This is a genomic window from Pseudoalteromonas sp. US3C1004, assembly GCF_048401065.1.
In the GTDB taxonomy this organism is placed as follows: domain Bacteria; phylum Pseudomonadota; class Gammaproteobacteria; order Enterobacterales; family Alteromonadaceae; genus Pseudoalteromonas; species Pseudoalteromonas undina.
In genome coordinates, this window is record NZ_CP183073.1 from 2651764 (window position 1) to 2677960 (window position 26197).

General features: G+C 39.6%; 21 protein-coding genes. 10 read left to right on the forward strand and 11 right to left on the reverse strand.

Features of this window, described 5'->3' with window-relative positions:
- Positions 1–12 precede the first annotated feature (12 nt).
- A complete protein-coding gene (locus ACNSN3_RS12425) occupies positions 13–1845 on the forward strand; it encodes a DUF885 domain-containing protein (protein WP_008113341.1) in 1833 nt (610 codons plus the stop codon).
- A 104-nt stretch (positions 1846–1949) separates the two neighbouring features.
- The gene (locus ACNSN3_RS12430; RefSeq protein WP_418607570.1) at positions 1950–2609 is read left to right on the forward strand and encodes a hypothetical protein; all 660 of its coding nucleotides are present in this window, start codon (positions 1950–1952) and stop codon (positions 2607–2609) included.
- Here the strand turns inward: ACNSN3_RS12430 and ACNSN3_RS12435 are convergent.
- The gene (locus ACNSN3_RS12435; RefSeq protein WP_075169840.1) at positions 2601–3317 is read right to left on the reverse strand and encodes an SIMPL domain-containing protein; all 717 of its coding nucleotides are present in this window, start codon (positions 3315–3317) and stop codon (positions 2601–2603) included. The two genes, ACNSN3_RS12430 and ACNSN3_RS12435, sit on opposite strands and share 9 nt — an antisense overlap.
- Before the next feature lie 114 nt (positions 3318–3431).
- Between ACNSN3_RS12435 and ACNSN3_RS12440 the strand changes: the two genes are divergently transcribed.
- Both ACNSN3_RS12440 and ACNSN3_RS12445 read left to right on the forward strand, forming a co-directional pair.
- Positions 3432–6098 (forward strand): bifunctional acetate--CoA ligase family protein/GNAT family N-acetyltransferase, encoded by a 2667-nt coding sequence (locus ACNSN3_RS12440; protein WP_418607572.1) that lies wholly within the window; start codon positions 3432–3434, stop codon positions 6096–6098.
- 8 nt (positions 6099–6106) lie between these two features.
- On the forward strand, positions 6107–7051 hold the full coding sequence (locus ACNSN3_RS12445) for an ion transporter (RefSeq protein WP_109874122.1): 945 nt from the start codon (positions 6107–6109) through the stop codon (positions 7049–7051).
- Between the two features lie 25 nt (positions 7052–7076).
- Here the strand turns inward: ACNSN3_RS12445 and ACNSN3_RS12450 are convergent, their stop codons facing one another.
- The 3 genes from ACNSN3_RS12450 to ACNSN3_RS12460 are packed head-to-tail and all read right to left on the reverse strand — an operon-like array spanning position 7077 to position 12224.
- Positions 7077–11582, reverse strand: coding sequence for an EAL domain-containing protein (locus ACNSN3_RS12450; RefSeq protein ID WP_109874121.1), 4506 nt, complete (start codon positions 11580–11582; stop codon positions 7077–7079).
- Between the two features lie 18 nt (positions 11583–11600).
- Complete coding sequence (locus ACNSN3_RS12455) at positions 11601–12008, reverse strand: GNAT family N-acetyltransferase (protein WP_010391610.1); 408 nt, start codon at positions 12006–12008, stop codon at positions 11601–11603.
- A gap of 12 nt (positions 12009–12020) precedes the next feature.
- Positions 12021–12224 (reverse strand): DUF3283 family protein, encoded by a 204-nt coding sequence (locus ACNSN3_RS12460; protein WP_008113353.1) that lies wholly within the window; start codon positions 12222–12224, stop codon positions 12021–12023.
- Positions 12225–12446: 222 nt separating this feature from the next.
- On the opposite strand from ACNSN3_RS12460, the gene ACNSN3_RS12465 reads away from it, so the two are divergent.
- Positions 12447–13145, forward strand: coding sequence for a transporter substrate-binding domain-containing protein (locus tag ACNSN3_RS12465; protein ID WP_075169843.1), 699 nt, complete (start codon positions 12447–12449; stop codon positions 13143–13145).
- Here the strand turns inward: ACNSN3_RS12465 and ACNSN3_RS12470 are convergent.
- A complete protein-coding gene (locus ACNSN3_RS12470) occupies positions 13142–13387 on the reverse strand; it encodes a DUF1289 domain-containing protein (RefSeq protein WP_010391613.1) in 246 nt (81 codons plus the stop codon). The two genes, ACNSN3_RS12465 and ACNSN3_RS12470, sit on opposite strands and share 4 nt — an antisense overlap.
- A 104-nt stretch (positions 13388–13491) precedes the next feature.
- Positions 13492–14625, reverse strand: coding sequence for a 1-acyl-sn-glycerol-3-phosphate acyltransferase (locus ACNSN3_RS12475; RefSeq protein WP_418607575.1), 1134 nt, complete (start codon positions 14623–14625; stop codon positions 13492–13494).
- 441 nt (positions 14626–15066) lie between these two features.
- Here ACNSN3_RS12475 and ACNSN3_RS12480 point away from each other — a divergent pair, with 441 nt between their 5' ends.
- Both ACNSN3_RS12480 and ACNSN3_RS12485 read left to right on the forward strand, forming a co-directional pair.
- Positions 15067–16011, forward strand: a complete 945-nt coding sequence (locus tag ACNSN3_RS12480; RefSeq protein ID WP_418607577.1) for a D-2-hydroxyacid dehydrogenase — start codon at positions 15067–15069, stop codon at positions 16009–16011.
- A gap of 175 nt (positions 16012–16186) precedes the next feature.
- A complete protein-coding gene (locus ACNSN3_RS12485) occupies positions 16187–16567 on the forward strand; it encodes a DUF3192 domain-containing protein (RefSeq protein WP_008113368.1) in 381 nt (126 codons plus the stop codon).
- Here ACNSN3_RS12485 and ACNSN3_RS12490 read toward each other — a convergent pair.
- The 3 genes from ACNSN3_RS12490 to ACNSN3_RS12500 all read right to left on the reverse strand — a co-directional run bounded on the left by ACNSN3_RS12490 (position 16550) and on the right by ACNSN3_RS12500 (position 19405).
- Positions 16550–17485 (reverse strand): diguanylate cyclase, encoded by a 936-nt coding sequence (locus ACNSN3_RS12490; protein ID WP_055012511.1) that lies wholly within the window; start codon positions 17483–17485, stop codon positions 16550–16552. The two genes, ACNSN3_RS12485 and ACNSN3_RS12490, sit on opposite strands and share 18 nt — an antisense overlap.
- Before the next feature lie 55 nt (positions 17486–17540).
- A complete protein-coding gene (locus ACNSN3_RS12495) occupies positions 17541–17672 on the reverse strand; it encodes an Hpt domain-containing protein (RefSeq protein WP_226916168.1) in 132 nt (43 codons plus the stop codon).
- Positions 17673–18013: 341 nt separating this feature from the next.
- Positions 18014–19405: a PhoH family protein gene (locus ACNSN3_RS12500; RefSeq protein ID WP_010391619.1), complete on the reverse strand. Its 1392-nt coding sequence runs from the start codon at positions 19403–19405 to the stop codon at positions 18014–18016.
- Between the two features lie 298 nt (positions 19406–19703).
- On the opposite strand from ACNSN3_RS12500, the gene rapA reads away from it, so the two are divergent.
- Positions 19704–22598, forward strand: coding sequence for an RNA polymerase-associated protein RapA (gene rapA / locus ACNSN3_RS12505; RefSeq protein ID WP_010391620.1), 2895 nt, complete (start codon positions 19704–19706; stop codon positions 22596–22598).
- A 102-nt stretch (positions 22599–22700) separates the two neighbouring features.
- Here rapA and ACNSN3_RS12510 read toward each other — a convergent pair whose 3' ends face one another.
- Positions 22701–23522, reverse strand: coding sequence for a DUF2971 domain-containing protein (locus ACNSN3_RS12510; protein WP_418607580.1), 822 nt, complete (start codon positions 23520–23522; stop codon positions 22701–22703).
- A 148-nt stretch (positions 23523–23670) separates the two neighbouring features.
- On the opposite strand from ACNSN3_RS12510, the gene rluA reads away from it, so the two are divergent.
- Together rluA and ACNSN3_RS12520 are read left to right on the forward strand one after the other, a co-directional pair.
- Positions 23671–24324 (forward strand): bifunctional tRNA pseudouridine(32) synthase/23S rRNA pseudouridine(746) synthase RluA, encoded by a 654-nt coding sequence (gene rluA, locus ACNSN3_RS12515; protein WP_010391622.1) that lies wholly within the window; start codon positions 23671–23673, stop codon positions 24322–24324.
- Between the two features lie 92 nt (positions 24325–24416).
- The gene (locus ACNSN3_RS12520) at positions 24417–25346 is read left to right on the forward strand and encodes a DUF3530 family protein (RefSeq protein ID WP_418607582.1); all 930 of its coding nucleotides are present in this window, start codon (positions 24417–24419) and stop codon (positions 25344–25346) included.
- Here the strand turns inward: ACNSN3_RS12520 and djlA are convergent.
- The gene (gene djlA / locus ACNSN3_RS12525; RefSeq protein WP_010391624.1) at positions 25329–26186 is read right to left on the reverse strand and encodes a co-chaperone DjlA; all 858 of its coding nucleotides are present in this window, start codon (positions 26184–26186) and stop codon (positions 25329–25331) included. The two genes, ACNSN3_RS12520 and djlA, sit on opposite strands and share 18 nt — an antisense overlap.
- Positions 26187–26197 lie beyond the last annotated feature (11 nt).

Consider the following 26197-nt stretch of genomic DNA (forward strand, 5'->3'; position numbering starts at 1 on the left):
AAAGGGAAACGAATGCGTAAACTTACTCTAATTGCTGCCACGGTAAGCGTGGCACTGCTTGCCGGTTGCCAACAAGCAACACAACAATCAACGCCTGCACCGGCGGTTCAAGCTCAACCTGTACAAAGTGAAATTGATAAAGCGAATGCTTTTTTTGAAGACACTTTTAATCGTGATGTAATGAGCAGCCCAGTTTATCAAACCTATATGGGCATCAAAAAAGATTACGATAAATGGGATGACAACAGCGAAGAAAAAGCGCTAAAAGACTTGGCACAAACTAAAGCCGATTTGGTTACGCTCAACAGCATTGACCGTGCGCAATTAGATGCAGCTACTCAAGTAAGTTATGATTTAAAAAAACAAGATTTAGAAGCCAGCATTGCTGATTTTAAATGGCGTTACCATAACTACCCAGTAAACCAAATGTTTGGTACACATTCTATGGTGCCGGCTTTTTTAATTAACCAGCATCAAATTAGCAACGTAAAAGAAGCCAACGATTACATTGCCCGTTTAAATGGGGTACCGGGTGTATTCGATCAACTGATTACCGGCTTAGAAATTCGCGCCGATAAAAACATTATTGCACCTAAATTTGTATTTCCACACGTGATTGATTCAAGCAAAAACATCATTAAAGGTGCGCCGTTTGAACAAGGTGAAGATTCTACGCTATTAGCTGACTTTAAACGTAAAGTAAATGCATTAGAAATCGACCAAGCTGAAAAAGATGCACTTATTAGTAAAGCGACTGATGCATTAAAAACAGCAGTTAAACCTGCTTACTCTAAGTTAATTAACTACATTGCACAGCTAGAAAAGCGTGCTGATGACCGTGACGGTGCTTGGAAATTCCCTGATGGCGAAGCGTTTTACAATAACGCGCTTAAACGCACTACCACGACAGACCTTACAGCAAAAGAAATTCATGCCATTGGCCTTGCCGAAGTGTCACGTATTCATGATGAAATGCGTGCCATCAAAGATAAAGTTGGTTTTGAGGGTGACTTAAACGCCTTTATGCAGTTTATGAAAACCGACAAGCAATTTTACCTTGCTAATACTGAAGCGGGTAAAGCGCAATACCTAAGTGAGGCTAAAGGCTTAATTGATAACATGAAAACACGCTTAGATGAGCTGTTTATTGTAAAACCAAAAGCCGACATGATAGTAAAACGTGTTGAAGCTTTCCGTGAAAAAGCGGCAGGTAAAGCGTTTTATCAACAACCTGCGCCAGATGGTTCTCGCCCAGGTATTTACTATGCCAACCTCTATGACATGGAAGCAATGCCAACTTACCAAATGGAAGCTCTCGCTTACCATGAGGGTATTCCGGGTCATCACATGCAAATTGCTATTTCACAAGAGCTGGAAGGCGTGCCTAAGTTCCGTAAGTTTGGTGGTTACACAGCCTACATTGAAGGTTGGGGTTTATACTCAGAGTTACTACCAAAAGAAATGGGCCTTTACGAAGACCCGTATTCAGATTTTGGTCGTTTAGCTATGGAGTTATGGCGTGCCTGTCGTCTAGTGGTTGATACCGGTATTCACGCAATGAAGTGGACTCGCCAAGAAGGTATTGATTACTACGTTAACAACACTCCTAACGCCACTTCTGACGGTGTAAAAATGGTTGAGCGTCATATTGTAATGCCATCACAAGCAACGGCTTACAAAGTGGGTATGCTGAAAATTTTAGAACTACGTGAAGCGGCTAAAAAGCAGCTTGGCGACAAGTTTGACATTCGTCAATTCCACGACGTAGTGCTTAAAAATGGCCCTGTACCATTAAACGTACTAGAAAACTTTGTTGATGAGTGGGTTGCTAGCAAACAAGCTTAATTATCAAGTAACTACTTAAACATATAAAAGGTCGCAATTGCGGCCTTTTGTTTTATAAAGCAAAAAATTAAGCTAGGATAAAGTAGGTATTCAAGGAGAACAGAATGGATCTAAGCATACAGCTACTCAATGCGCGTATTAAACAACAACAGTTTGATGAGCTTGATAACGACTTTAAAAAGCTCACTGACGCTCAAAAAGTGATGCAGCTTAATTATCTGTTTGAAAGCGCGTTACGCATGAGTATTAAATACGATTTTATGCAAAATATTGCCGTGCGAATTTTAGCGAGCAATACGCCACCAACACAGTTTATTGAACAGCTAACCAGTTTAGATGCACTGAGCTTTTTTACGCCTGCATTAAAATTAAATAAAGGCTTTATTAGTACAGATAGCCACGACAATAACGTGTTACATAATGTGTTCAAGCACGCAGCGCCAAGCCAGTTGCCTTTTAACTATGTTCGCTCGTTAATGTTATTTGAATCTAATGAAGAGTTACTGCATGCATTGGCGCAAACCAATCAGCACGGGCTGACTCCTGTGGCCAGCTATATCGTTTATGCACATAAGCCCAACATTCCGGTAAAGCATGAGTTTTCAGCCTTACTGGCATTAATGGAAATAGAACAAAAACAAAATCCTAGAGCAAAATTACAATTGCTTGAGGCATTAAAAAATAATCCCCCAGGCGAAATTACCTTACTGTTGAGCGCCGCATATTTACAGCGCTCTACTGAACAAGTAGTGGCACTAATCTGATAAGTAATATTCTACGCTGGTAACCACGCGTACATTTTTAATTTGCGGTGTGTTTGAATCCCGATCGCTAATACTAAACTGCCCTTGGCGTGCGGTTTTAATTTTACCTAAAAGGGAGTTTGAATCTTTCGCGAATTTATTTGCTACTTCACGGGCTTTTTCTGTGGCCTCTTGCACCATGGCAGGTTTTATATCGTTAAGCCCAGTAAAAATATATTCAATACGAGTTTGATAGTTATCTTGGACTATGGCTATATTTTGTTTAGCTAACTGACTCACTTTACTCAGTGCGTTTTTAACTTTATCGGGGGCATTAGAGTAAACAATAATATTTGAGCTAATAACGTATCTAAACTTTTGATTGTCGTTCGCGTATTCACGCGCTTGCTTATCAATAATAGATTGAGTGCCTGTCGATATTTCCTCATCGTCAAAGCCATGTAGCTTTAAAAAGGCAATTACGGCATCGTTTTTTTGCTCAACTCGCTCAACAAGCTTTTCAAGGTTGTTATCGGCGTCATTAAACTGCAGCGGCCAAATAACAGTATCAGCGACCACTTCACGCTCTGCTAAGCCTTTTACCTGAACAGTGCGCTCCATGCCTTTAATATCAAGTGCGGCTCCTTTGATGATAAAGCCCAATGCAATTAAGCCGATGCTTAAACAAACTGCTGCCATAACAACGGTTACATTCGATATTTTATTCACTTCACTCTCCTTGACCAATATCAATAATAAGCATGTTCACGCTCGAAAAAACACAATAAACAGGTTACATTGAGACAGTACAGAACGCAAAACTTAATCAGCCAAGGAAACGCAATGAGTCTAAAACGTATTAACCAGTTTTTTAACCCAAGCTCTGTCGCTGTTATTGGGGCTTCAAACATCGCCACTCGCGCGGGTAATGTGGTAATGCGTAACTTACTGCAAGGTGGCTTTAAAGGGCCTATTATGCCCGTTACCCCAAATCATACAGCGGTACACGGCGTATTGGCTTACCCCAGTATTGAAGCCTTACCTAAAGTGCCTGATTTAGCCGTTATCTGTACCAATAAAAACACCTTAATGAAAATTATTGAGCAGCTAGGTACGCTTGGCTGTCATAGTGCCATTATTATTGCGGATGGCTTAACCACAGTTCAAAAAAAGGCACTCAAAGAGAGCGCAGCTAAGCATAAAGTCACCCTGCTTGGCTCAAATTGCTTAGGGTTACTTATTCCGCATATAGGCTTAAATGCAAGCTTTTCTCATACTGTTGCCACGCCAGGTAAACTGGCTTTTGTATCGCAATCTGCAGCAGTTTGCTCAACTATTCTCGATTGGGCAAAAAATAAAGAAATTGGCTTTTCATACTTTGTATCTATGGGGGATTGTTTAGATATTGAGTTTGACGAAATACTCGACTTTTTAGGCCGTGATGCTAAAACCAAAGCCATCTTACTGTACATCGATAATATTGATGATATCCGCAGCTTTATTTCTGCCGCTCGAGCAGCCGCATTTTCTAAACCTGTTATTGCTATTAAAACTGGCAGAACCAGCGCAGGGGCTCTCGCCGCTGAAATACACACCGGCGGAAAACAAAGCTCAGATGCGGTATATGATGCCATGTTTCAACGTGCGGGTATGCTAAGAGTAAACGACTTACGTGAGCTCTTTGCCGCCACCCAAACCTTGGCAATGCATCCTAAGTTACTGCAAGTAGAGCAACTTACCATATTAACCAATGGTGGCGGCCCTGGAGTGATGGCCGTTGATGAACTCATTCAAAGTTCAGGAAAACTTGCTCAGCTCAGTGATGAAACTCGCGAAGCACTTAATAAAGTGATCCCGCATTCAGACACCGCTGCCAATCCGGTCGATATTTTTGGCGATTCTGCGCCAGTGCGTTATAAGCATGCGTTAGAAATATTACTAAATGCTAAAGAAGTTAAAAACTTACTGATCATCCACACTCCATCGGCTTTGGCCCCAAGTGAAAATTACGCTCAGGTTATTGTTGAGGCACTAAATAAATTACCGAAAATGGCACGCCCGTATGTAATTACTAATTTTATGGGAGAAGATGCTGCTTTTGCTGCAAGACGCATCTGCGCTAATAACGCCATCCCTACCTATCGTACCCCAGAAGGGGCGGTAGGCGCCTTTATGCACTTAGTAAGCTACCGTCGTAACCAAAAGCATTTAACTCAAACGCCAGAATCAAATACTGACGATGCCACTATTAATAAAGCAGCAGCGAAAGCGACTATAAAAGAGTTTTTAAATGATGAACAACATTACTTATCAACCCATCAAGCAAGTCATATTTTAAGTAGTTACGGCATTGACTGTATTCAAACTGAAGTTGCCTACACTCCAACCGAAGCCAAAGAGCAAGCAATAGAGCTGGGCTTTCCGGTGGCATTGAAATTAATTAGCCCCAGTATTCCCTCTAAGTCTGAAGTCGGCGGTGTCGTACTAAACCTCAATGATGCGCAAGAGGTAGAGCAAACCGCATTTGCCATGCTGTTAAGAATAAAGAACACCTACCCTGATGCCATAATTGATGGTTTTTCATTACAAAAAATGGCACCTCGAGCGGGAGCTAACGAGCTGCGTATAGCCATTAAAACAGAGCCTAATTTTGGGCCGGTTATTTTATTAGGTGAAGCCGGTACAGGGCTTGAATATGCACAAGCCGCAGTCGCTTTGCCACCACTGAATATGAACCTAGCTAAATATTTAATTGCCGCCGCCCATGATAAAGGCGTACTTAAAGATCGTGTTCTGCCAGAAAAAGTAGATAAATATCGCTTGTGTTCACTACTAACTCGAATTTCTCAATTGGTCGTAGATCAACCGGATATCACCTCGTTAGAGCTAAATCCTATTCTAGCTAGTAATGGCCAGTTTTTAGTACTTGATGCCACCATGAATTTGAATCAGTATCAGGCTCAAGCACATCGAAAACGTTTATCTATTCGTCCTTACCCTATTGAGCTGGTTGAACAAGTCACTTTAAAAAATAATACCTTAGCAACGCTCAGACCAATCAAACCTGAAGATGAGCAAGCACATCAAGCGTTTGACCAGTCATTAACCAAAGAAGATAGGTATAAACGCTTTTTTGGTGAGTTACCACAATTTAACCACGATCAACTCGCGAAAATGACGCAAATTGATTACGACCGCGAAATGGCGTTTATTGTTACCCAAACACAAGACGAGCAACAGCACACCCTAGGGGTTTCACGAGTGATTATGGACCCAGATAACTTACAAGCAGAGTTTGCTATTGTAGTACGTTCTGATTGCCAAGGGCTTGGATTAGGACGTATTTTAATGAATGCAGCAATTTCTCATTGTAAGCGCCAAGGGGTAAAAACCGTTGAGGGGATCACCCTACCTGAAAACACTGGCATGATTGAGCTGGCTCGTAAACTCGGATTTAAAATTAGTCGTGATTTTGAAGAAGGCAGTATCAATATGTTACTCACATTATAATAATTATTATGCAGAAACTTAGACAAACCATCAACCAAGTATTTGAATCTTCAGGTAAGTACCAACGGGCCGGTCACTTTTTAGATGCCCTACTAATCACTATTATTATGATAAATGTGGTGGCCATCGTACTCGAATCAGTGCACAGCATTGCCACTGCGTACTACAACGAATTTTTAATGTTAGAGCTGGTATCGGTTGCCATATTTAGTGCTGAATACCTAATACGTGCTTGGACCTGTGTAGATAGAGTAAAATACGCCTCTATGGATTGCTCCAATACACAAAAGCGGATCCGCTATATTTTATCACCACTGGCTATCATCGATTTAATCGCCATTTTGCCAAGCCTATTAATGTTTTTCTTTGCTTTAGACTTACGTTTTTTACGCGTACTACGTTTATTAAGAGTATTTAAGCTCACTCGTTATTCACGGGCAATGCAACTGTTATTACAGGCATTTATTGATGAATCAAGTTCATTGTTGGCTGCATTTTTTATTATGGCAGTAGTACTTATTTTAGCTTCATGCGGTATTTATTTATTAGAACATGACATTCAACCAGACAAGTTTGGCTCAATTCCGGCCGCAATGTGGTGGGCAATGGCAACACTTACGACTGTAGGCTATGGTGATGTTGTGCCAATAACACCCATTGGTAAGCTGTTTGGTGGTGTTATCACTCTAGTAAGCATGGGCATGGTGGCTATACCCACAGGTTTATTAGCATCGAGCTTTTCAGAGCAGGTTCGTAAACGTCGTCAGTTATTTGAAGATGCCACCCATGAGCAAATAACCGATGGAAAACTCTCCGACGAGCAATTACATCACCTTGAAGATCTTCGCTACAAACTTGGATTAAGTAAGTTAGAGGCTAATAAAGCGATAAAAGCGGAGCTTAATAAACGCAGCTCACACTTGTTTTGTCGCCATTGTGGTAAGCGCCCTTAATAAAAATAATGTAATAAACGGCGCTTTAAGCTTGTGAGAATACAGGGTGCCAATCGCGCTCAATAAGCTCAAGTACTTGCTCTTTAGGCACAGCTTTACTAAATAAGTACCCTTGGAAATAGCTGCAACCTTGAGCTTTTAAGAAGGCCAATTGATGTGCGCTTTCAACCCCCTCAGCAATACACTCTTTACCTAAACTGCTGGCTAAAGTAAGAGTGGATTGAATAATCGCTTCATTATCCGAATCAATACCAATATCTTGCACAAAGCTACGATCAATTTTTAATACATCGATGGGGAAGCGTTTTAAATACGTTAATGAAGCATAACCTGTTCCAAAGTCATCCATGTATAGCTTACATCCGAGCTGCTTTAGTGCATCCATATTTTTAAGTGCATAGTCTGAGTCTCGCATTAAAATAGACTCTGTTATTTCAAACACAATAGCCTCGGGCGGCAGCGCTGCATTATTTAGTGCTTGGCGAATTTCAGGTATAAGCTCAGCAAACTCAAAATCAAGTGCCGATAAATTAATTGATAAATATAAATCGGGATTCACCTTGCGCCAACGCACCAACTGTACAAGTGCTCTTTTAAATGTTTGCAGCATAATTTTGGTAATTAAACCAATATTTTCAGCCACATTTGCAAACTCTTGAGTACTGGCTAGTTGATTCTCAGGCCAGCGTAGTAATACCTCAAAGCCCTCAGTTTTTTGTGTAGATGTACTAATTATAGGTTGATAATAATTACAAAACTCGTGCTCGTGATACGCTTTGATCAATTGCGACTCTAAATGCAGGGCCCTTTCAACTCTTTGATTCATTTCTTGTTTATAGAACTTGTAACACCCTTCTAAACCATCTTTAGCATAATAGAGCGCCACATTTGATGCTTTTAACAGCGCCTTGTAATGCGCAGCGTCATCAGGGAAAAGCGCCACACCAATACTAAGGTGCACATTTACATTTTGGCTATTCATAGCAATGTCTATACTCACGCAATCCATAAGCTTGGTGCATATAAGTAATACTTCTTCTATTTGCTGAATGTCTTCAACTAAAATAACAAATTCATCACCACCTAAACGCGCTATGCTATCACAGGGGCGTAATGCTGTTTTTAAGCGGTTTGCCACCAGCTTAATGATCTCATCAGCGCTTTCTGTACCAAATGAGTCGTTAAAGTATTTAAAGCGTTTTATATTTACATGTAATAAAGCAACTTTGCTGTGATGGCGACGAGCTTGATCTATGGCATGCACAGCTCGGTCATTAAACAAGGTTCTATTTGGCAAGCCCGTTAATGAATCGTAATTAGTTAATTGATGCAGCTCGTTCTCAGCTGATTTCTGCGCATGAATATCCGTTAAAATAACCACATAGCTACTCAACCTTTTACTTTCATCTGCTACAGCGCTTATTTTAACTAACACATGACGCTGCTCTTTATTAGCCAGTACCACAGTGTCTTCACATGAGAAGTGCTCGCCTACTTCAAGCTTTTGCATAATGCGTAAATAGTCAAAATAGCTACTGCGAGTCAAACCTAAATTAAGCGAGCGAGTTGAACGAGGCTCTGCCGATACAGCAAAAGCCGTTTGCAGCGACTTATTTGAAGCACGTATGTTAAAGTTTTTATCTAAAATAAATACCCAATCTCGGGTTTGTTCAAACGCGGCGGTAAATAATCGAGCGTGTTCTTCAAACACCATTTCGCGTGTCATATTAGTATACGTACCCGCTACTTTTTGCGGTGTTGTTTCATCCCATTCAACCACTTTGCCAAAGTCTTTGTACCAGCGCCAATGACCTTTGGCATGACGTAGTCGGTAAGTACAGTTAAAGTATCCTTTGTCGGTTGATAAAAATTCTAACCACTCCAACCTAAAAATGGCACGCTCTTGTGGATGAACTTTATCTAAGTAGTCATCTAAACTGACTGAGTCGTCTTCATAACCTAACTCGTTGACCAATCTAGGCTGATAAATATTTAACTGACTCGCTTGCCAATCCCAAACACCCGACTCACTTCCCTCTAGCGCAAGCTTTAAACGTGCCTCGCTATCTTGGCTTTCTTTGTGTGCGGCTAATAAAATACGCTGTATTTTATTACGTCTCATTACCCAAGCTGTCACTATTGTGAATAACAAAATAGCATAAAGAGCTAAAAAGTAAGGGGCGCGCCATAATGGGTATTTCACTTTAATATTTAACGTCGCTGGCGGGGTATAGTCACCCGTCAACGGATCCTTTGCCCAGACTTTTAACTGATAGCTACCGGGGTTTAATTTAGGAAACACCACGCGATTATTACGGGTATAGCTTTTTTTACCTTTGTCGAGCTGATATTCGTAAACAATACGATCTTGAAAACTAAATGACATCGCTGAAAATGCAATTTCAAGCCCTATATCATCATGATTTAAAGTAATATTTTTTAATGGCTGTTGTAAGTTAAGCGACAAGTCTCGAGACATTAAGTTAATGCGAGTTATGTTGACGTGATCTAACAAACCTTGGCTATTTTTATTCTCTTTAGGGTCAAAATAAGTAAAGCCTTTAAGGCTACCATAGGCAATTCGTCCGTCATTTAATTTGGCCATAGCACCACTATTAAATTCAGCAGAAAGCACTCCATCTGATGTAGTAAATTGCTGAAAATGGATGGTGCTCGGGTTTAATCGCCATATTCCTTTATGACTACTCATCCAAATCATTCCCTCTTCATCAAGCACCATATCGTATAATAGTGTGCCTAATTTATTTTTATCTAAATCAATGGTATGCACTAATTCATAGCTATTGGCATCAATTCCAATCAAACCAAAGTTAGATAAAGAAAGCCACAGAATCCCTTGCCTATCTTCAACATACGAAAGAATGCTCACTGCAACATTGTCATGGTGTTTAGGTACTTTATAAAGGGTGTTTAAACTGCGCTCATCCGGGTTAAATTGGTATAACACTCCACCGCTAAAAAATAACGGCTTCTGCGGCTTTGAGGGTAATGGCGGTAAAAAGCCATAGGCTAAAAACGGGTCAAATTGAGAAAACTCGCCCTTTAATGGAGTTAGCACCTGGCTATCAACATTATATTTAAACATGCCATGATCAGGGTGAACAAAATATAAATCACCATTTTCTAGCAAGGTAATACCATGCATCCAATCGTTTATAAATATTTGGTTTTTGGGGCTGGCAGTTTTAGGTTGGGTAAGCTGCTGGGTTTGCGGGTCAAAAATAAACAGTCCTCGGTTTGAGTGTAACCAGAGTTTATTTTTATAAGGCATAATTTTGAAAACGGTAAATTCTGTGGTTAGTAAATCAACTTTATAATCTTTTAAATACACCCTTGAGGTGTTATTTTTTATATCAACAGCCGTTAAACCGTTATGAGTACCTAGCCATAACTTATCTTGAAATTGTTTAATTGCCCAGACTGAGTGATGTGAAAATCCATCCCCTCCTAAAGCACTGCCCTCTACATTATAAAATTTATAGTTGTCACCCGATAAATAAAAAGCACCATCAGTTTTAGTCGCAAGCCACATACCACCTGATTTATCTTTTACCATATCAATAATACTGGTATCGGCAAGCGTGTATTTACTTTGTTGAATGCGTTTATTTTTAACCACTATTTTGGTAGTTAAATTAAAACTAAGCAGGCCTTTATCGGTTGCTAAATCAACAATCCCTTGCTGATTATCAATATCCCAAACATTCAAGTCAGCCAGTAGCTTTTCACTTGTAAATGCCTGCTCACTATTATTAAACAATGTCTCTATATTACTAATATCAACAGCATATAAGCCTTTAACAGCTCCAACCAATAACTGATTACTATCACCCAGTGCAAATGACTTCACATTGTTTTGATAGATGTGTACATCGGTTTCGCTTAAATGCTCTAGGGGGCGTACTTGTTGCGTTGCAATATTAAATACATAAGCACCATCTGTACTGCCAATAAAGATATAACCATTGTAATGAAACAAGGTACGTACAAACGCATTTTCAAATTGCTCAGGCAGCTTAAATAAAGGAGTAATAGAGCCACTGGCTATATCAAGTTTTGCAAACACTCTGCCTTGACCAACCCACAAGGATTTATCATCTGTGGCTAACATGGTAAAAACAGACTGCTGAAGAATTTGCTCTTCTGTAACTGGTTTTTTTAAATACTGCTGATAGGTATCTGTTTGCGGGTCATACCTAAAAAGCCCTGCTAATAAGGAAGCAATCCAAATTTGCCCTTCTGGATCTTGGTATATGCGATCAATAATGGCTTCTTCTAACTCACCATTTGGGCCATTAATTGGAATAACCTGATAGCCGTCGTAGCGATTTAACCCTCCTTCGGTAGAGAGCCATAAATAGCCATTATTATCGATAAGCATAGTATTAACGTAACTTTGAGATAACCCTTCGCTTGGTGATAGCCGTTTTACTTGTGCTGTTGCAGCAACGCTAATGAGCATAAATAGCACAAACATGGCTGTGATAAACCTATTAATACTGATGCCCATGTGTTTCCTATTACTGATTTAGGGTTGCTGATATTTCAATGCGATAATATTTCGGTGCTTATATGCATCAAATAGCGTTAATAATGCAGGAGTATATGTTAACACTTGGTTAAAACCAAGTGCCTGATAAAAATCAGTAATGTGTTGGTAAGCGAAGGTGTAAACAGCGTCGGCTTGCTGACTTAAAAGCGTGCTTAGCAGCTTTGTTGCCACACCAGTGGAACGATATGCAGGAGCCACAAAAACTGTCGATAAAAATAAAAAAGTCGGTTTGTGCTGTAAGCGGCACGCAGCAATAATAGTGTGGTTATCGTAAGCAACCCACAATTGGTCTTGTTTATTGGCGCGACCGCGGACTTTATATAAGGTATAAAACTTATTTATTAAAGGCGCTTTCACTGATTCTAATTGTTTAATAACAATCATAGCAAGCAGACCCTAACTAAGCATAAGTGCCAAATATTGCTCAAACTTTTGCTTTAAAAAACCTTGCTCTGCAACTGGGCGACTGTGCAGGGTATCATAAACTTGCTCACGCGTTTTCTTGCCACGCTTAATTTGATATGCCCAAAATGAAGCTTCGTAATCTAGCTGAATCTGATATTTTTGCTCTCGTGGTAAATCACACAGGTTATAACTCATATTCCCCCCTTTTACTGGCCTGATAAAACTTAGATTATACGTTTAAACTTATAATAAACTAACTCTATAATGAATAAAAAGAATCTACTTTAAATAGTCTAAGGGTATCAATAATTGTTAATGATAGGCTCTGCTAGATTATGACTAGAAACTGGGCAAAAGACAGCCAATTTGTTATTATACTCGCCTATCCATTTGCCCCAATAGACAGGAACTGCTGACGTGTTTAAATACTGTAAAGGGTTGCTTGTATTAATAGGTTTAATTTTTAGTAATTCGTCATTTGGCCATAGTTACAGCTATACATTTAATCGCCCGCAGAACACCCAGCAAGCAAATTATACTATTGAGCTATTACAATTAGCGTATACAGATATGGGCTTTAAATTAAATATTATCGATTTTAATCGTCAAAATGCATTATTTGCAGCAAACAGTGGCATGTTAGATGGGCAGCTTGCTCGTGATATTAGTATTGAAAGTGCATACAAAAACTTAATTCGGGTTAACTATCCGTTATTCAAATTTAATCTTGAGCTTTATAAGCACTGTGAACCCAGCTCTACTAAAACAATGGATAGCGTTGCCATTATAGCCAGCTACCCTGTACAACAGCGATATTTAGACAGTATTGATTTTCAAGGCAAGGTTATTGAGGTAAAAAATAATACCACTCAATTAAATTTACTGATCCAGCAAAAAGTAGAAGCTGCATTACTGATTGATTTTGCGATGGCCAATAAAACCATTCCTCCCGCTTTAGGCTGTTATGAAAAACAAGTGGTTGCTACCTACCCGCTTTATCATTATTTACATATCAGTCATGCGAGTATTGCTCAACAGCTTGAGGCTACACTTAAGAAATTACACAACAATGGCACGGTCGCTAAACTCAGATCAAAGTACAAACTACAATTTTAAAAATCAAAGCCTTGCTGTTGTGCTGGCGAAGCGGCTTGCGCAGCTTTCTTTTTTTGCTGTAAATAACGTTTATAGCGTTGTTGGCATAGGCTCAATACTTTCTTTTTTTGCGCATTGGTCAACGAATTCCACGAAAATCGCTCATCACGACTGCGATAACATCCTTTGCAGTAACCCCGATTATTAACCAAGCAAATACCTTTACAAGGGCTAGGAATATCAAATATTTCAATTTGTTGCATCAAACCCTCCAGTATAAAAAAGTATAGCTTGAGTATAGCGCTATTTTTGTTTAAAAAAAAAGCAGCAAATTAATTGCTGCTTTTATCTACGCCTAAACTGTTAATTAATGTTCACAGATTTGTTCATCTACTTGTGTTTTTCTATGGTAGGGCTTAGCGTACATTGCTAGTACTAAAGGCCTTAATTCTTCTGGCACTTTTGCTAAACGCTCTGCAAATTGTGCTGCATCATTTTTATTTATAACCGCTTCAGTACAACCACCTGCAATATAGTTGCCTGGGTGTAAATAAAACGAATCAATTATTTGCTTATCAATGGTTTTTGCCAGCTCATCTGCACTATCGCAATCTGACTGAATAGGCTGGCCAAACGATAAGTGCACATGCCCTTTGGCTGAACTAAAGCCTTCAACAATACTAGCAATATCTTCACCCGCCGATTTCACGTATTTACCATGGTGTTGTTTATGATAGAGCTCTTTTGCCTTCGCTATTGCACAGGGTTCATATTGGTAAGATATTGCAACCGGCACCACTTTTAGCTCTTTAATGTACTCACCAAACTCTTTCTTTTGTTTACGTCCATTTAGTTGTAGCATTTTTAACAGTGCAGGATCGGTTTGATCTACACCGTCTTTAGCCCGACCTTCTTTTTGAGCAATCCAAATAGAATGCCCACTACTAAGCGAGTCATAAATATAAGCCGATAACTGAGTCAACGCTTTTAACATCTCTTTTGGAGCTTTAGCTGAGCGTTTTACAATAAAGCTTTTATTCAAACGCATAAGCTCAGTAATGTAAGGAATTTGCAATAAGTTATCACCAATCGCAATTCTCACTGTTTTCATTTTATGCTGATAAAGGCCCCAATTAACTAATGCAGGGTCAAGTACAATGTCTCTATGATTTGAAACAAAAAGATAGGCTTGATTAGGGTCTAATGCCTCTAAACCTGAAAAAGTAACGTTTGATGTGGTGCGCCTTACTAATTTATTTAAATAATGCGCCACTTCGTTTTGTACATCTTCAACTGTTTTAACTTTGCCCCACTTTTTACGCAACTGATGTTTTATTATAGCGCGTGCTAAAAACCCAACTGCGGATATAAAGCGTGGCAAATTGTACTTTGCTATCACATCAAGAAACGCATTATCGTTAATTAATCGCGTTAATGAGGCGGCAACTTCATCGTCATTGTAAGGTCTTATATCTGCGTACTTATCTTCTAATTCAATCATTTACTGCATCTACAAAGTTAAAAACGACACGCTAAAACGTCCCGTTATGTCTGATTTTGATTATAACTCAAGCAAAAGTACGAAACTAGCAATACTAAAGTTCGATTTACTGAGTTTTCATAGCGTTATAGTTTAGTACTGAGCATTATTGTCAGACTAACTGCCTCATGTGTATAAACTATAGCTATTAATTATTAATTCAAATGGATAGACCTTACTAATTGCACTTTGTTCAAGTTAACTTAGCAAGGCAGTTGGCCATAATAACATGCAAGTTAACCCTCAGTGGGCAGACCACATTTAAATATAGCTCTACAACTGCTAATGTAAACGCAATCTGATAAACCCAATAATATTCAAATAGATGATACTCTTTTTAACACAAGCACTTCGCGTACTGGGATTATCATTCTTTTTACACATACACTATTAGGACACATCGTGAACATAACAATTCTTGATAACGCCACACTGGCAAACACCTCACTTGATGGTATCTCAGCACTTGGAGATCTTACCGTGCATCAGCTAACTAGCCCAGAGCAAGTGTTGGCACATAGCCAAAATGCCGAGGTGTTAATCACTAACAAAGTAGTGATTAATCGTGACACTATGACACAATTAAAATCGTTGAAACTCATTTGTGTCAGTGCAACTGGCACTAATAATGTTGATTTAGATGCCGCGAAAGACTTAGGCATTGCAGTTACCAATGTTGCCGGTTATTCAACCCCTTCTGTTGTTCAGCATACCTTTTCGTTGATCACTAACTTATTAGGTAATACTCACCGCTATCAAGCGGATTGCCAGCAAGGCGCATGGCAAAAAAGTGACATGTTTTGTCGACTTGATTACAGCTTTAATGACATTCAAGGTAAAACATTGGCTATTATTGGCGGAGGTACTTTGGGTAATGCAGTATCTAAAGTAGCTGAAGCGTTTGGCGCTGAGGTGATTATTGCAGAGCGCAAAGGCGCAGCGTGTCGCGACGGACGCACCCTGTTTGAAATAGCAATAAAAACAGCAGACATTATTAGCGTCCACTGCCCACTTAATGATGAAACACGCGACTTAATTACACTTAATGAATTAAAAATGATGAAACCGACTGCGCTAATTATTAATACCGCACGCGGCGGGATAATCAATGAAGCAGACTTAGTAGAAGCATTAAAAGCCAATATTATTGCCGGTGCCGGCGTTGATGTGCTGACCAAAGAGCCCGCTGAGCTTACTAATCCTCTGGCTAATTATACGGGTGATAATTTACTACTTACCCCACATATCGCGTGGGCGAGCACTGAATCTATCGTGCGCTTAGTAAAAGAAGTGAGTTTAAATATTGCAGCATTTAGTCAACACGAGTCGCGTAACCGCTTGGTTTAATGCCATAAAAGTAACTTAGTCAAAATTACTAAAAAGTGGCTTTTTAGATTTATATTTTAAAAAAGCCACCACCCCACCAAACACAACAAAAACAACCCATTGATTTTTAAGGATTTAAAAACTGGCTTGGTCTTTGCTATATTGTTTTTAATTAATCATCCAGGGTAATAACAAAATGAAAAAAACACTTTTAATCGCTGCACTAACTGCTCCTTTTTTAACGGGTTGTGTAATCGCTGTATCTGATGGCGAAGCAGAAGGTCATTGGGCAGGCAATAGTTCTTCAAGCTGGCAGGCCACACATAAAAACAATCGTGAAATCATTTCAGGTCTGGCAATGGATAGCTCGTATCAGTCAGTATTAAACCAACTAAAAACACCTAATTTCACTGAATTATTAAAAAAACAGGATGATGTTTACCAAGTGTTGTTTTACGCAACACACAGCATTCATTCAGATGGAAAAATGACCAAGGATGAATGCACACCATTAGTATTTAAAAATGACAAATTAGTGGGGATTGGCAGCTCAGCACTATCAATGCTGACAAACTAAACGCTCACATGTTCCTATGGGCGCCAATTCAATCGCATTGCGCCCTGACTTTTTAGCATTATATAAACCTGAGTCTGCTTCTTCTAGCAATGCCTTCTCTGTGTATGCTTGACTGCTCTCACTTGAGGCAATACCAATGCTAATAGTAATGTGTGAAGCATTTAACGATGCGTTGTGCTCTATATTCAAATCATTAATGGCTTCACGTAACTTATTAGCAAATGCAATAGCCCCTTGCTGATTGGTTTCTGGTAATACGGCTACAAACTCTTCACCACCATAACGGGCAACAAAATCACTGCCGCGCTCACATTGCGCCGCTAGAGTTTGCGCCACAGCTTTTAAACACTCATCGCCAGCACGATGACCGTAACAATCGTTATAGCGCTTAAAGTGGTCAATATCGATAAGCAATACACACATGGAAGAGTTATTACGCTTACTTCTTCGCCACTCTCGCTCTAAATTTTCATCTAAATAACGTCTGTTAGGTATTTCTGTTAAACCATCAATAGACGCAAGCATTTCTAATAAATCGTTTTTTTGCTTAATAAGTAGTTGATTGCGTACACGCACTTTAACAATTGAGGCACAAAATGGCTTTACAATGTAATCCATTGCGCCTAATTCTAAACCTTTTGCTTCGTCTTCATGAGAGCTGTTCGCTGAGATAAAAATAATGGGGATCGCATGGCTAAGGCTACTTTCTTTAAGTTCCACCAGCACGTCGTAACCATTCATGCCAGGCATCATGATGTCTAAAATAATTAAATCTACCTGCGTATGCTTAACAAATGTCAACGCCTCTTCGCCACTTGCCACTAAGTAAACCTCATGCTCATCACTTAAAGTTCTTTCTAAAATGATTCGGTTAAGCGCATCGTCATCTACAATTAATATTTTTGCTTTATTTATCATTGCTTACATCTAAACTTTTTATATAAATTTGCACTCGCTCTAACTGTATTATTAATTATTTAATTGCAGCTGCAGCGTGCTTGCCATCCGCTTTTAATACTTGCTCAGTGTGTTGAGCACACAATAATAATCGGTTAAAACCTAAATTTCCTGCTATCCCTTTTAAACTATGCACTAAGCGTACCATTTCAATAGTATGGTTACCCCTTCACATTTAATAACGTACGCTCTTATAAAAAGAATGTATCAATTACTGTTTAATACAGTCAAAGCTTATTATTTATCAAAAATGCCTAACGAGATATGAACAAGTAATGAACTTAAATAGACCTGGCATAGCTTTAAATAAATTCATATCTTTTTTCTGAAGATCGATGTGTAGATATTTGACAAGCTAGGTATACGTATTAATTAAACGTCAAACTGTTGACGTGTAATTAAGCGCTTTAATAAGCGATGAATCACCTAGATTAAATACTTAATTTTTGGCTCGATAATAAAATAGTAGATTATCGAGCCAAAGAACACTTATAAATTCTCCTCTGCAAATGACGCTAGTCGACTTCTTACTACACCATTAAGATTAACAGTAGCGCCGCCTTCAAAGTGCTTAAATCGCTCCACAATATAGGTAAGTCCAGAGGTAACAGCGGTTAAATAATTACTGTCTATTTGTGCTAAATTTCCGGTACAAATAAGTTTAGTTCCTTCACCACAACGAGTAATAATGGTTTTGAGCTGAGAAGCCGTTAAGTTTTGGCTTTCATCTAAAATCACCACCGCATTTTGAATGCTTCGCCCACGCATAAAGTTCACCGATTTAAACTGAACATTGGCTTTTTCCATAATGTAATTACGGCTTGAAACAGGATTCTCATCTCCTTTATGCAGCACCTCTAAGGTATCAGTTATTGCAGCCAGCCAAGGCGCCATTTTCTCTTCCTCGGTGCCAGGTAAAAAGCCAATCGATTCCGCAATTTCAGGGGTGTTTCGGGTTACAATCACTTTATCGTAAACACCTTTTTCTATCACCATCTCAAGTGCACAAGCAAGCGCGAGTAAGGTTTTACCACATCCCGCAGGGCCGGTTAAAATAACAAGTTCAATAGAAGTATCGAGCAGTGCATCTAGTGCCATTGCTTGGTAAATATTTTTTGGCTTTATTCCCCAGGCGCTTTGATGCATTAGTCGCTCTGCACCAATATCTTTAATGGTAATATGCTCACCATCGTAAGATTTGACTCTAGCGGCAAACTGATCGCCATCATCAAGTAAATACTCATTACAAAACACATCTGGGATTAAATCTTTAGGGATATGATGGACTGTTTCACGCCCGTGTTGCTCAGTGTTACACTCGCCAACATGCTGCCAAAAATCACCAGTAATTTTTTTATAGCCGCTGGTAAGTAAGGCGATATCGTCAATAAGCTGATCGGTACGGTAATCTTCAACATATTTAAGCCCCGCCCCTTTGGCTTTTAAGCGCATGTTGATATCTTTAGTAACCAGTATGACTTTTTTATCACTGTGCTGATTTTGTAAATGCACCGCGCAATTAATAATGCGGTGGTCGTTTTCATTGCCCGGTAAGCCGGAAATAGAATCGGCAAATAAATGGTCATTTACAATCAGTAAGCTTCCCGTTAATCCCCCTTGTTTATTACTTGGTAGCGCAACCCCTTGTAACATTTGCTCGGGAGAGGCCTGGCTGAGCACTCCATCAAGTCCACGAATGGCCACTCGGGCATCGCGACTTACATCGTGTTTTCTATCTTTAATGTGATCAAGCTCTTCCAATACAGTCATTGGAATAACCACTTGGTGTTCTTGAAATGACAAATACGCGAGGGGTTCATGAAGCAATACATTGGTATCTAGCACATACATTTTACTATCAAGGTTCGAAGCTTTTTCCATAGCACTTTCCTTACGTTTTATGATTTTTATGCTATACCCAATAAACTAATCAGTGTGACTAATAAACTTGATTAATTACTTAGGTATAATTTGAGTTTAGTCTATTTGTCATAAAAGTCTGTTTTATGACAAATATCATTTAGTTTGAATTTCCTACAAAATCGGCGCACTAATCAGTGCTTATAGATAGGAATAATTCACACTTATAAAATTAATTAAAAGTCAGGCAAATAGCGCCTTGCAGTGGTGTTATCTAACAGGTAACATAGCCGCCTTTTTCTTCATAGACGAGACATACATGAATTTTTCCTTAGGTCAGCGTTGGATCAGTGATACAGAGTCAGATTTAGGATTGGGCACCGTTGTTGCCATTGATGGCCGCCAGGTCAGCATTTTATTTCCTGCCAGTGGTGAAAACCGTGTTTATTCTTCTGCAGAAGCTCCGGTAACCCGCGTAGCATTTAATCCTGGTGATGTGATCCGAAGCGTTGAGGAGTGGGAATTACAAGTTGAGTCAATTGAAGTACAAGGCGAATTACTGTGCTATCACGGTGAACGTATTGATAACGGTGAAAAAGTACAATTAAAAGAAACCTTTTTAGACCATTTTATTAAATTTAATAAACCACAAGACCGTTTATTTGCAGGCCAAGTAGACCGCTTTGATCGATACACTTTGCGCTACCAAACTTGGTTACACCAATTTGAACGCCAACAGTCACCTATTAAAGGTTTAATTGGCCAACGTGCCAACCTTATTCCGCATCAGCTTTATATTGCCCAAGAAGTAGGTAAACGTTTTGCGCCACGTGTATTACTTTCTGATGAAGTAGGTTTGGGTAAAACCATCGAAGCTGGCATGATTTTACATCAACAAATTATTACTGGTCGCGCCAGCCGTGTGCTCATTGTGGTACCTGAGAACTTGCAGCACCAATGGTTAGTAGAAATGCTACGCCGTTTTAATTTACGTTTTTCTATTTTTGATGAAGAGCGCTGCGACGAAGCGTTTGCTGATTCACCTAACGTATTTGATACCGAGCAACTGGTGCTTACCAGCCTTGAGTTTTTAACTAAGAAAAAACGTTGGTTTGAACAAGCTACGTTGGCCGACTGGGACTTATTAGTCATTGATGAAGCCCATCATTTAAGCATTAACAACAATAAACCTAGTGCCGAATACCAACGTATGGCTGAGCTGAGCCAAGACATTCCGGGGTTAATTTTATTAACAGCAACGCCAGACCAACTGGGTCATCGTAGCCACTTTGCACGCTTACAACTGCTCGACCCTGATCGCTTTTACGACTACGACGTATTTAAAGAAGAAGAAGCAAACTACAAAGATGTAGCCGAAGCTGCTAACCAACTACTGCAAGAGCAATCATTAGATGATAACGCTAAAGCAACCTTGATTGAGCTATTAAAAGAAACGGATATCACCGATATTCTTGAAACAGCACAACAAGGCGACCTTGAAGCACGTAAAGAAATTTTAAATATGCTTTTAGACCGTCACGGTACTGGGCGCATCTTATTTAGAAATAGTCGCAGTGGTATTGATGGTTACCCAAGTCGTAAATTACACGCCTACCCTATGGCTTTACCTAAGCAATACAAAACAGCAATGACTGTACTAGGTAATATGAGCGGCATTCAAAATGCTGAACTCAGTGCACAACGTGCACTTTTCCCTGAAAAAATATTTCAAGAGTTTGAAGGTGAAAGCGCCAGCTGGGGTTTATTTGACCCCCGTGTAGATTGGCTAATCGAAACGCTAAAAACTCTCAAACGTGAAAAAGTATTACTCATTTGCGCTAAAGCCGAAACCGCAATCAGCCTTGAGCAAATATTACGTGAACGCGAAGCAATTAAAGCCTCGGTTTTCCACGAGGGCATGTCGATCATTGAACGAGACCGCGCCGCGGCATTCTTTGCCGATGAATACGATAATGCTCAAATATTATTGTGTTCTGAAATTGGTTCAGAAGGCCGTAACTTCCAATTTTCACATCATTTAGTGTTGTTTGATTTACCGCTCAACCCAGATTTACTTGAGCAACGTATTGGTCGCTTAGACCGCATAGGACAAACACAAGATGTGAACATTCATGTGCCTTACTTTGAAAATACGGCACAGGAAGTATTATTGCGTTGGTACAATGAAGGTCTAGATGCATTTGAAAGCACTTCAACCACAGGGCAGTTATTATATAAAGAGTTTAGCGAAGACTTACTTGAATATATTGCAGCTCATAATTGTGACGAAGATGAGCTAGACCCATTGCTTGAGCAAGTAGCACAAAAGAATGCAGTATTACGTAAGCAAATGGAAAGTGGCCGAGATCGCCTACTAGAACTGCATTCATCAGGGCAAGGCGCTGCTGATTCACTTGTAGCTGACATTGAAAAACTCGATAATCAGTTTGAGCTACCAAGTTACATGATCAATGTGTTCGACACCTTTGGCGTAAGCCAAGAAGATAAAGGTGAAAACACCATTATTTTAAAACCCACTGAGCATATGCTTAATGCCTCATTCCCAGCTTTAAAAGAAGATGGCATGACGGTGACATTTGACCGTGATACCGCTCTTTCACAAGAAGATGTTCACTTTATTAGTTGGGATCACCCTATGGTGCAAGGCACTATGGACATGATTTGCGATGATGACTTTGGTAGTGCGTCAGTGGCGTTACTTAAAAACAAAAAGTTACCACCAGGAACATTCTTTGTTGAGCTAATCTTTGTTGCCGAAGCAATGGCACCAAAAGTACTGCAAGTGGGCCGCTTTTTACCGCCTACGCCTATTCGTATTTTACTCGATAAGAGCAGTAATAACTTAGGCGAAAACGTTGGCTTTGATGGCTTTAATCAACAGTTATCTGCGGTAGGTCGCCAAACAGCAAGTAAATTAGCCGGTGCATTACAAAGTGCGGTTCATCCAATGATCAACACAGCAAAAGACATGGCTCAACAAAAGCTGGATGTTATTCGTGCAGAGTCATTAACTAAAATGCAAACATCGTTGAGTGAAGAGCAGCAGCGTTTAGAGGCACTTAAACAAATAAACCCAAATATTCGCCAAGAAGAAATTACTTTTTACGACAAACAGCGCAATGAGCTAACCGCACATATTGAAAAAGCGCAGTTAAAACTCGATGCCATTCGTTTAATTGTGGTTTCGCACTAAGGGATCTAGCTGTTAGCTATAAGCTGTCAGTCGTTAGTTAAAGGTCAACTAACGTGTGCATCGAAAAAGCGCGATATTTATATCGCGCTTTTTACTGAAATATCAAATTGCCTCAAAAGCTAACTTAAAAGCATCTTTTGCTATGCTTGCTTTCCATAACTTTGGAGTAAAATCACTTTTGGCAATTATACTTAATAACGCATCTTGAGACTCTTGGCTCATCTTACAGCCTAAATAAACATTTTTTATGCTACTCGGTGGAATAATGTATGATGAACCATCATGTGGTATTCTCATTTTAGTACATGAGTTAGCAATGAATAATGACCTGAACTCATCTTCATAAGACCAATCAGGTGATTTAACTAATGCCATTCTTCTCCCACCGATATCATCTATAGGGTACACTACTTGTGGGTATGTTTTTGTATACTCTACTTTTTGGGCAAAAGAAATTGGCTCAAGGTCAGTCCTAAACTCTATACAAAACCCCTTATGTGAATCGGCATAGTGAGACCAAAATAATAGGTTTTTGTTTGATGTTGTATAACAGCAAACCCTCAACTTCATAAATGCTTTTTCCAAAGCCTTATTCATTGATTCCTCAACAAAGTTGGGGGTTTTCATTGAAGCACTAACTACTTTTTCAGCATCCTTTCTCTTTTGACCAGACTTAATCAAATTCTTTATTAAATGTTTTCTAATTTTTTGAGCGCTATTTGCAGGGTTACCCATTGTAAAATGTGGTTTACCCTCAAAGGGATCATTTAGCTCCTCAGCTAAAGCGTGGTATAACCTTCTCTTTAAAAATAGATGTTCAATATATTCCGTATTTTCTATATTGAATGACATAAACCTAAATAAAGATTTTTTGTTATCCTTATCAGCATATGGATGAACTTTATAAAACTCTTCTTCTTTCAAAATGCATCCTTGTAATTTATTCATTAATAGCAAAACTAAACAATAGGTTACAATATACTTTTCTTAGTCAATTTCAAGAAAACCCTTGCCTTGTGTGTAGACAACTAATTCATTAAAATAACGCACTTCAAAATCACTGAGGTCTGCCGTGTTAGTTAATTACAATCCCCCTATGAGCCCGTATTTAACTATACTGTTTCAAGACGATGATTTACTTATTGTAAATAAGCCTAGCGAGTTACTCACCGTACCAGGTAAAGACCCAAAACATGCCGATAGCTTAATTAATCGCGTCAACCGTGTTTTTCCTACGGCTAAAATTGTTCACCGTTTAGATATGGCTACCTCAGGGATACTTTGCTTGGCAATGAACAAAGCCGCTCACCGCCATTTAAGTATGCAATTTCAAGAGCGTGAAACGGCAAAGCGTTACATTGCGCGAGTTTATGGGCAACTTGAAAGTGAAACCGGCTCCGTTGATTTACCGCTTATTTGTGATTGGCCGAACCGTCCTAAGCAAATGGTTGATCACGACAATGGCAAACCCTCGCTTACCCATTTTAAAGTGCTTGAACGTGAAGCACAGGCAACCCGTGTAGAGCTTACTCCGATTACTGGGCGTTCCCACCAGCTGCGAGTACATATGCTAAGCTTAGGCCACCCTATTTTAGGCGATCGTTTATATGCCCACAAAGACGCACTTGCTGCGGCTCCTCGCCTACAGCTGCATGCACAAATGCTACAACTCAAACACCCTGTAACGGAACAAGTACTTACTTTTGAAGCTGAACCCGACTTTTAATACGGATTAATCTTTTAGTTATTTGCAGTAAATAGCTAAACTTTAAGAGTGCTACGCCGATACATAAATAAGATTTAAATTAAAAGCTTATTATGTTTATTACGCAGATGTTTAAAGTCATTATTACTACTCTTTCGCTTGGCTGTGCATTAATCAGTTTTCAAGTGCTTAGTGCTGAGTATATCGCTCCTCCTCCCTTTTCAAAAAATATTGATGCGGATATCTCTCGCCTAGCCCAAAGTGATGAAGTAAAGTCTATTTTAGCTGGTGATACTGAGTTTTTAACTTTATACAGTGAATATATGAGCGCCGACTTTAGAGGGGTAGTCATACTCATTCCTGACTGGCAATCAACGCCCACAAACAATTCCGGCATGAACTTTTTGCGTAAAGAGCTGAATAATCATGGGTACACTTCTTATGCGATGACAGTTCCTGATATAGATTGGCAAGCAGCCCAAGATGACACAGCAAAAACGATTAATGATTCTGTGGGCACAAATAATGAGACAGCCAACGCAAATACTGAGCCTGACACCAGCACACAAAAACAGCCTCATCATGTCGACTATGTTGAGCAAGTAAATACCGAGGTCGTGGATAACTACAAGTTAAAACTGCTCGCTCGCTACGAAGCCTTGTATCAGCAGGCAGCAATGGAGTCTGACAATATTGTTGTTATTGCACAAGGCACCAGTTCTGGGGTGTTGTTGGAGCACTACGCTGAATTTGCAGACTTAAAAATAAACGCCTTCATTAGTTTGAGTAGTTACCTTCCTAATACAAAACGCAATGCCAAGTTAAGCCAAATAACATCCTTGGTAACCCCTGCTTTGTTGGATATTTATTTTGCTACAGACAGTAATGATATCTTAATGAACCTTAAAAACCGTCAGCGTTGGGTTAACCGTAATGCAAAGTTTGATTACCGCCAGCGCCAGCTGTTTGGATTGCGCGACGCGCCGCAGCAACATGCACGCTTGAGCAAAGAAATAGACGGCTTTTTACGCCGCCTTTTTTAAATACTCGTAAGCGGCTTGAATATCTTGGCTTTTTTTAACTGCCACTTCCATCATGTGCTTAGGTAAACCTTGCGATACCAGTTTATCAGGATGGTGCTGAGCCATGAGCTTACGGTACGCTACTTTAATATCACGTTGCGACGCATCTTTATTTAGCCCTAACAAGGCCAATGCCTGCGAGCGATTCATATCATTACTTGGCGGTACATGATGCCCTGAGCCTTCTCGGTAACTACTACTTTGACTTTGCTGCTGCCTAAAGCGCTGTTGTTGCTGCCTAAAATTAAACTCTGCTTGATAACGTTTTAGTACAAAGGCAAAGTGTGCTTTAGATACCCCCAACTGCTTGCTTACTTCTTGCAGTAATTGCTTTTCTTGCGCGGCAAGCACGCCATCGGAAAACGCCATTTGTATTTGAATTTCTAAAAATAACTGCAGTAAATCGTAACGTTTAGCAAAACGTTCTTTAAAGTCATAAACCGTGTCTTTGAGAGAAAAGTCGCTATCTTTACCTGATTGAAATGCCTGCTGCGCTTCACGGCGTTCTTCGCCTTTTAAGCCCATTTCATCCATAAATAGCGTAGCTGCTTTAATGTGAGTTTCGCTTATTCGCCCATTTGACTTGGCAATATGCCCCATTACTGCAAAGCAGCTAGAAAAAAACAGTGCTTGGCGCTCGTTAACATCATCGCCTTTAAAAAGGTTAGAGAAGCCGCCAGCCTGATCAAAGTCTTTCTTTAGACTTTTATCAAACATATGGCCTAGGTATAAGCCTAAAATGGCGCCAAATATTTTGCCAAACATAAAACCAAAACAGAAACCGAGAATTTTTCCCCACATTTTAAAACTTA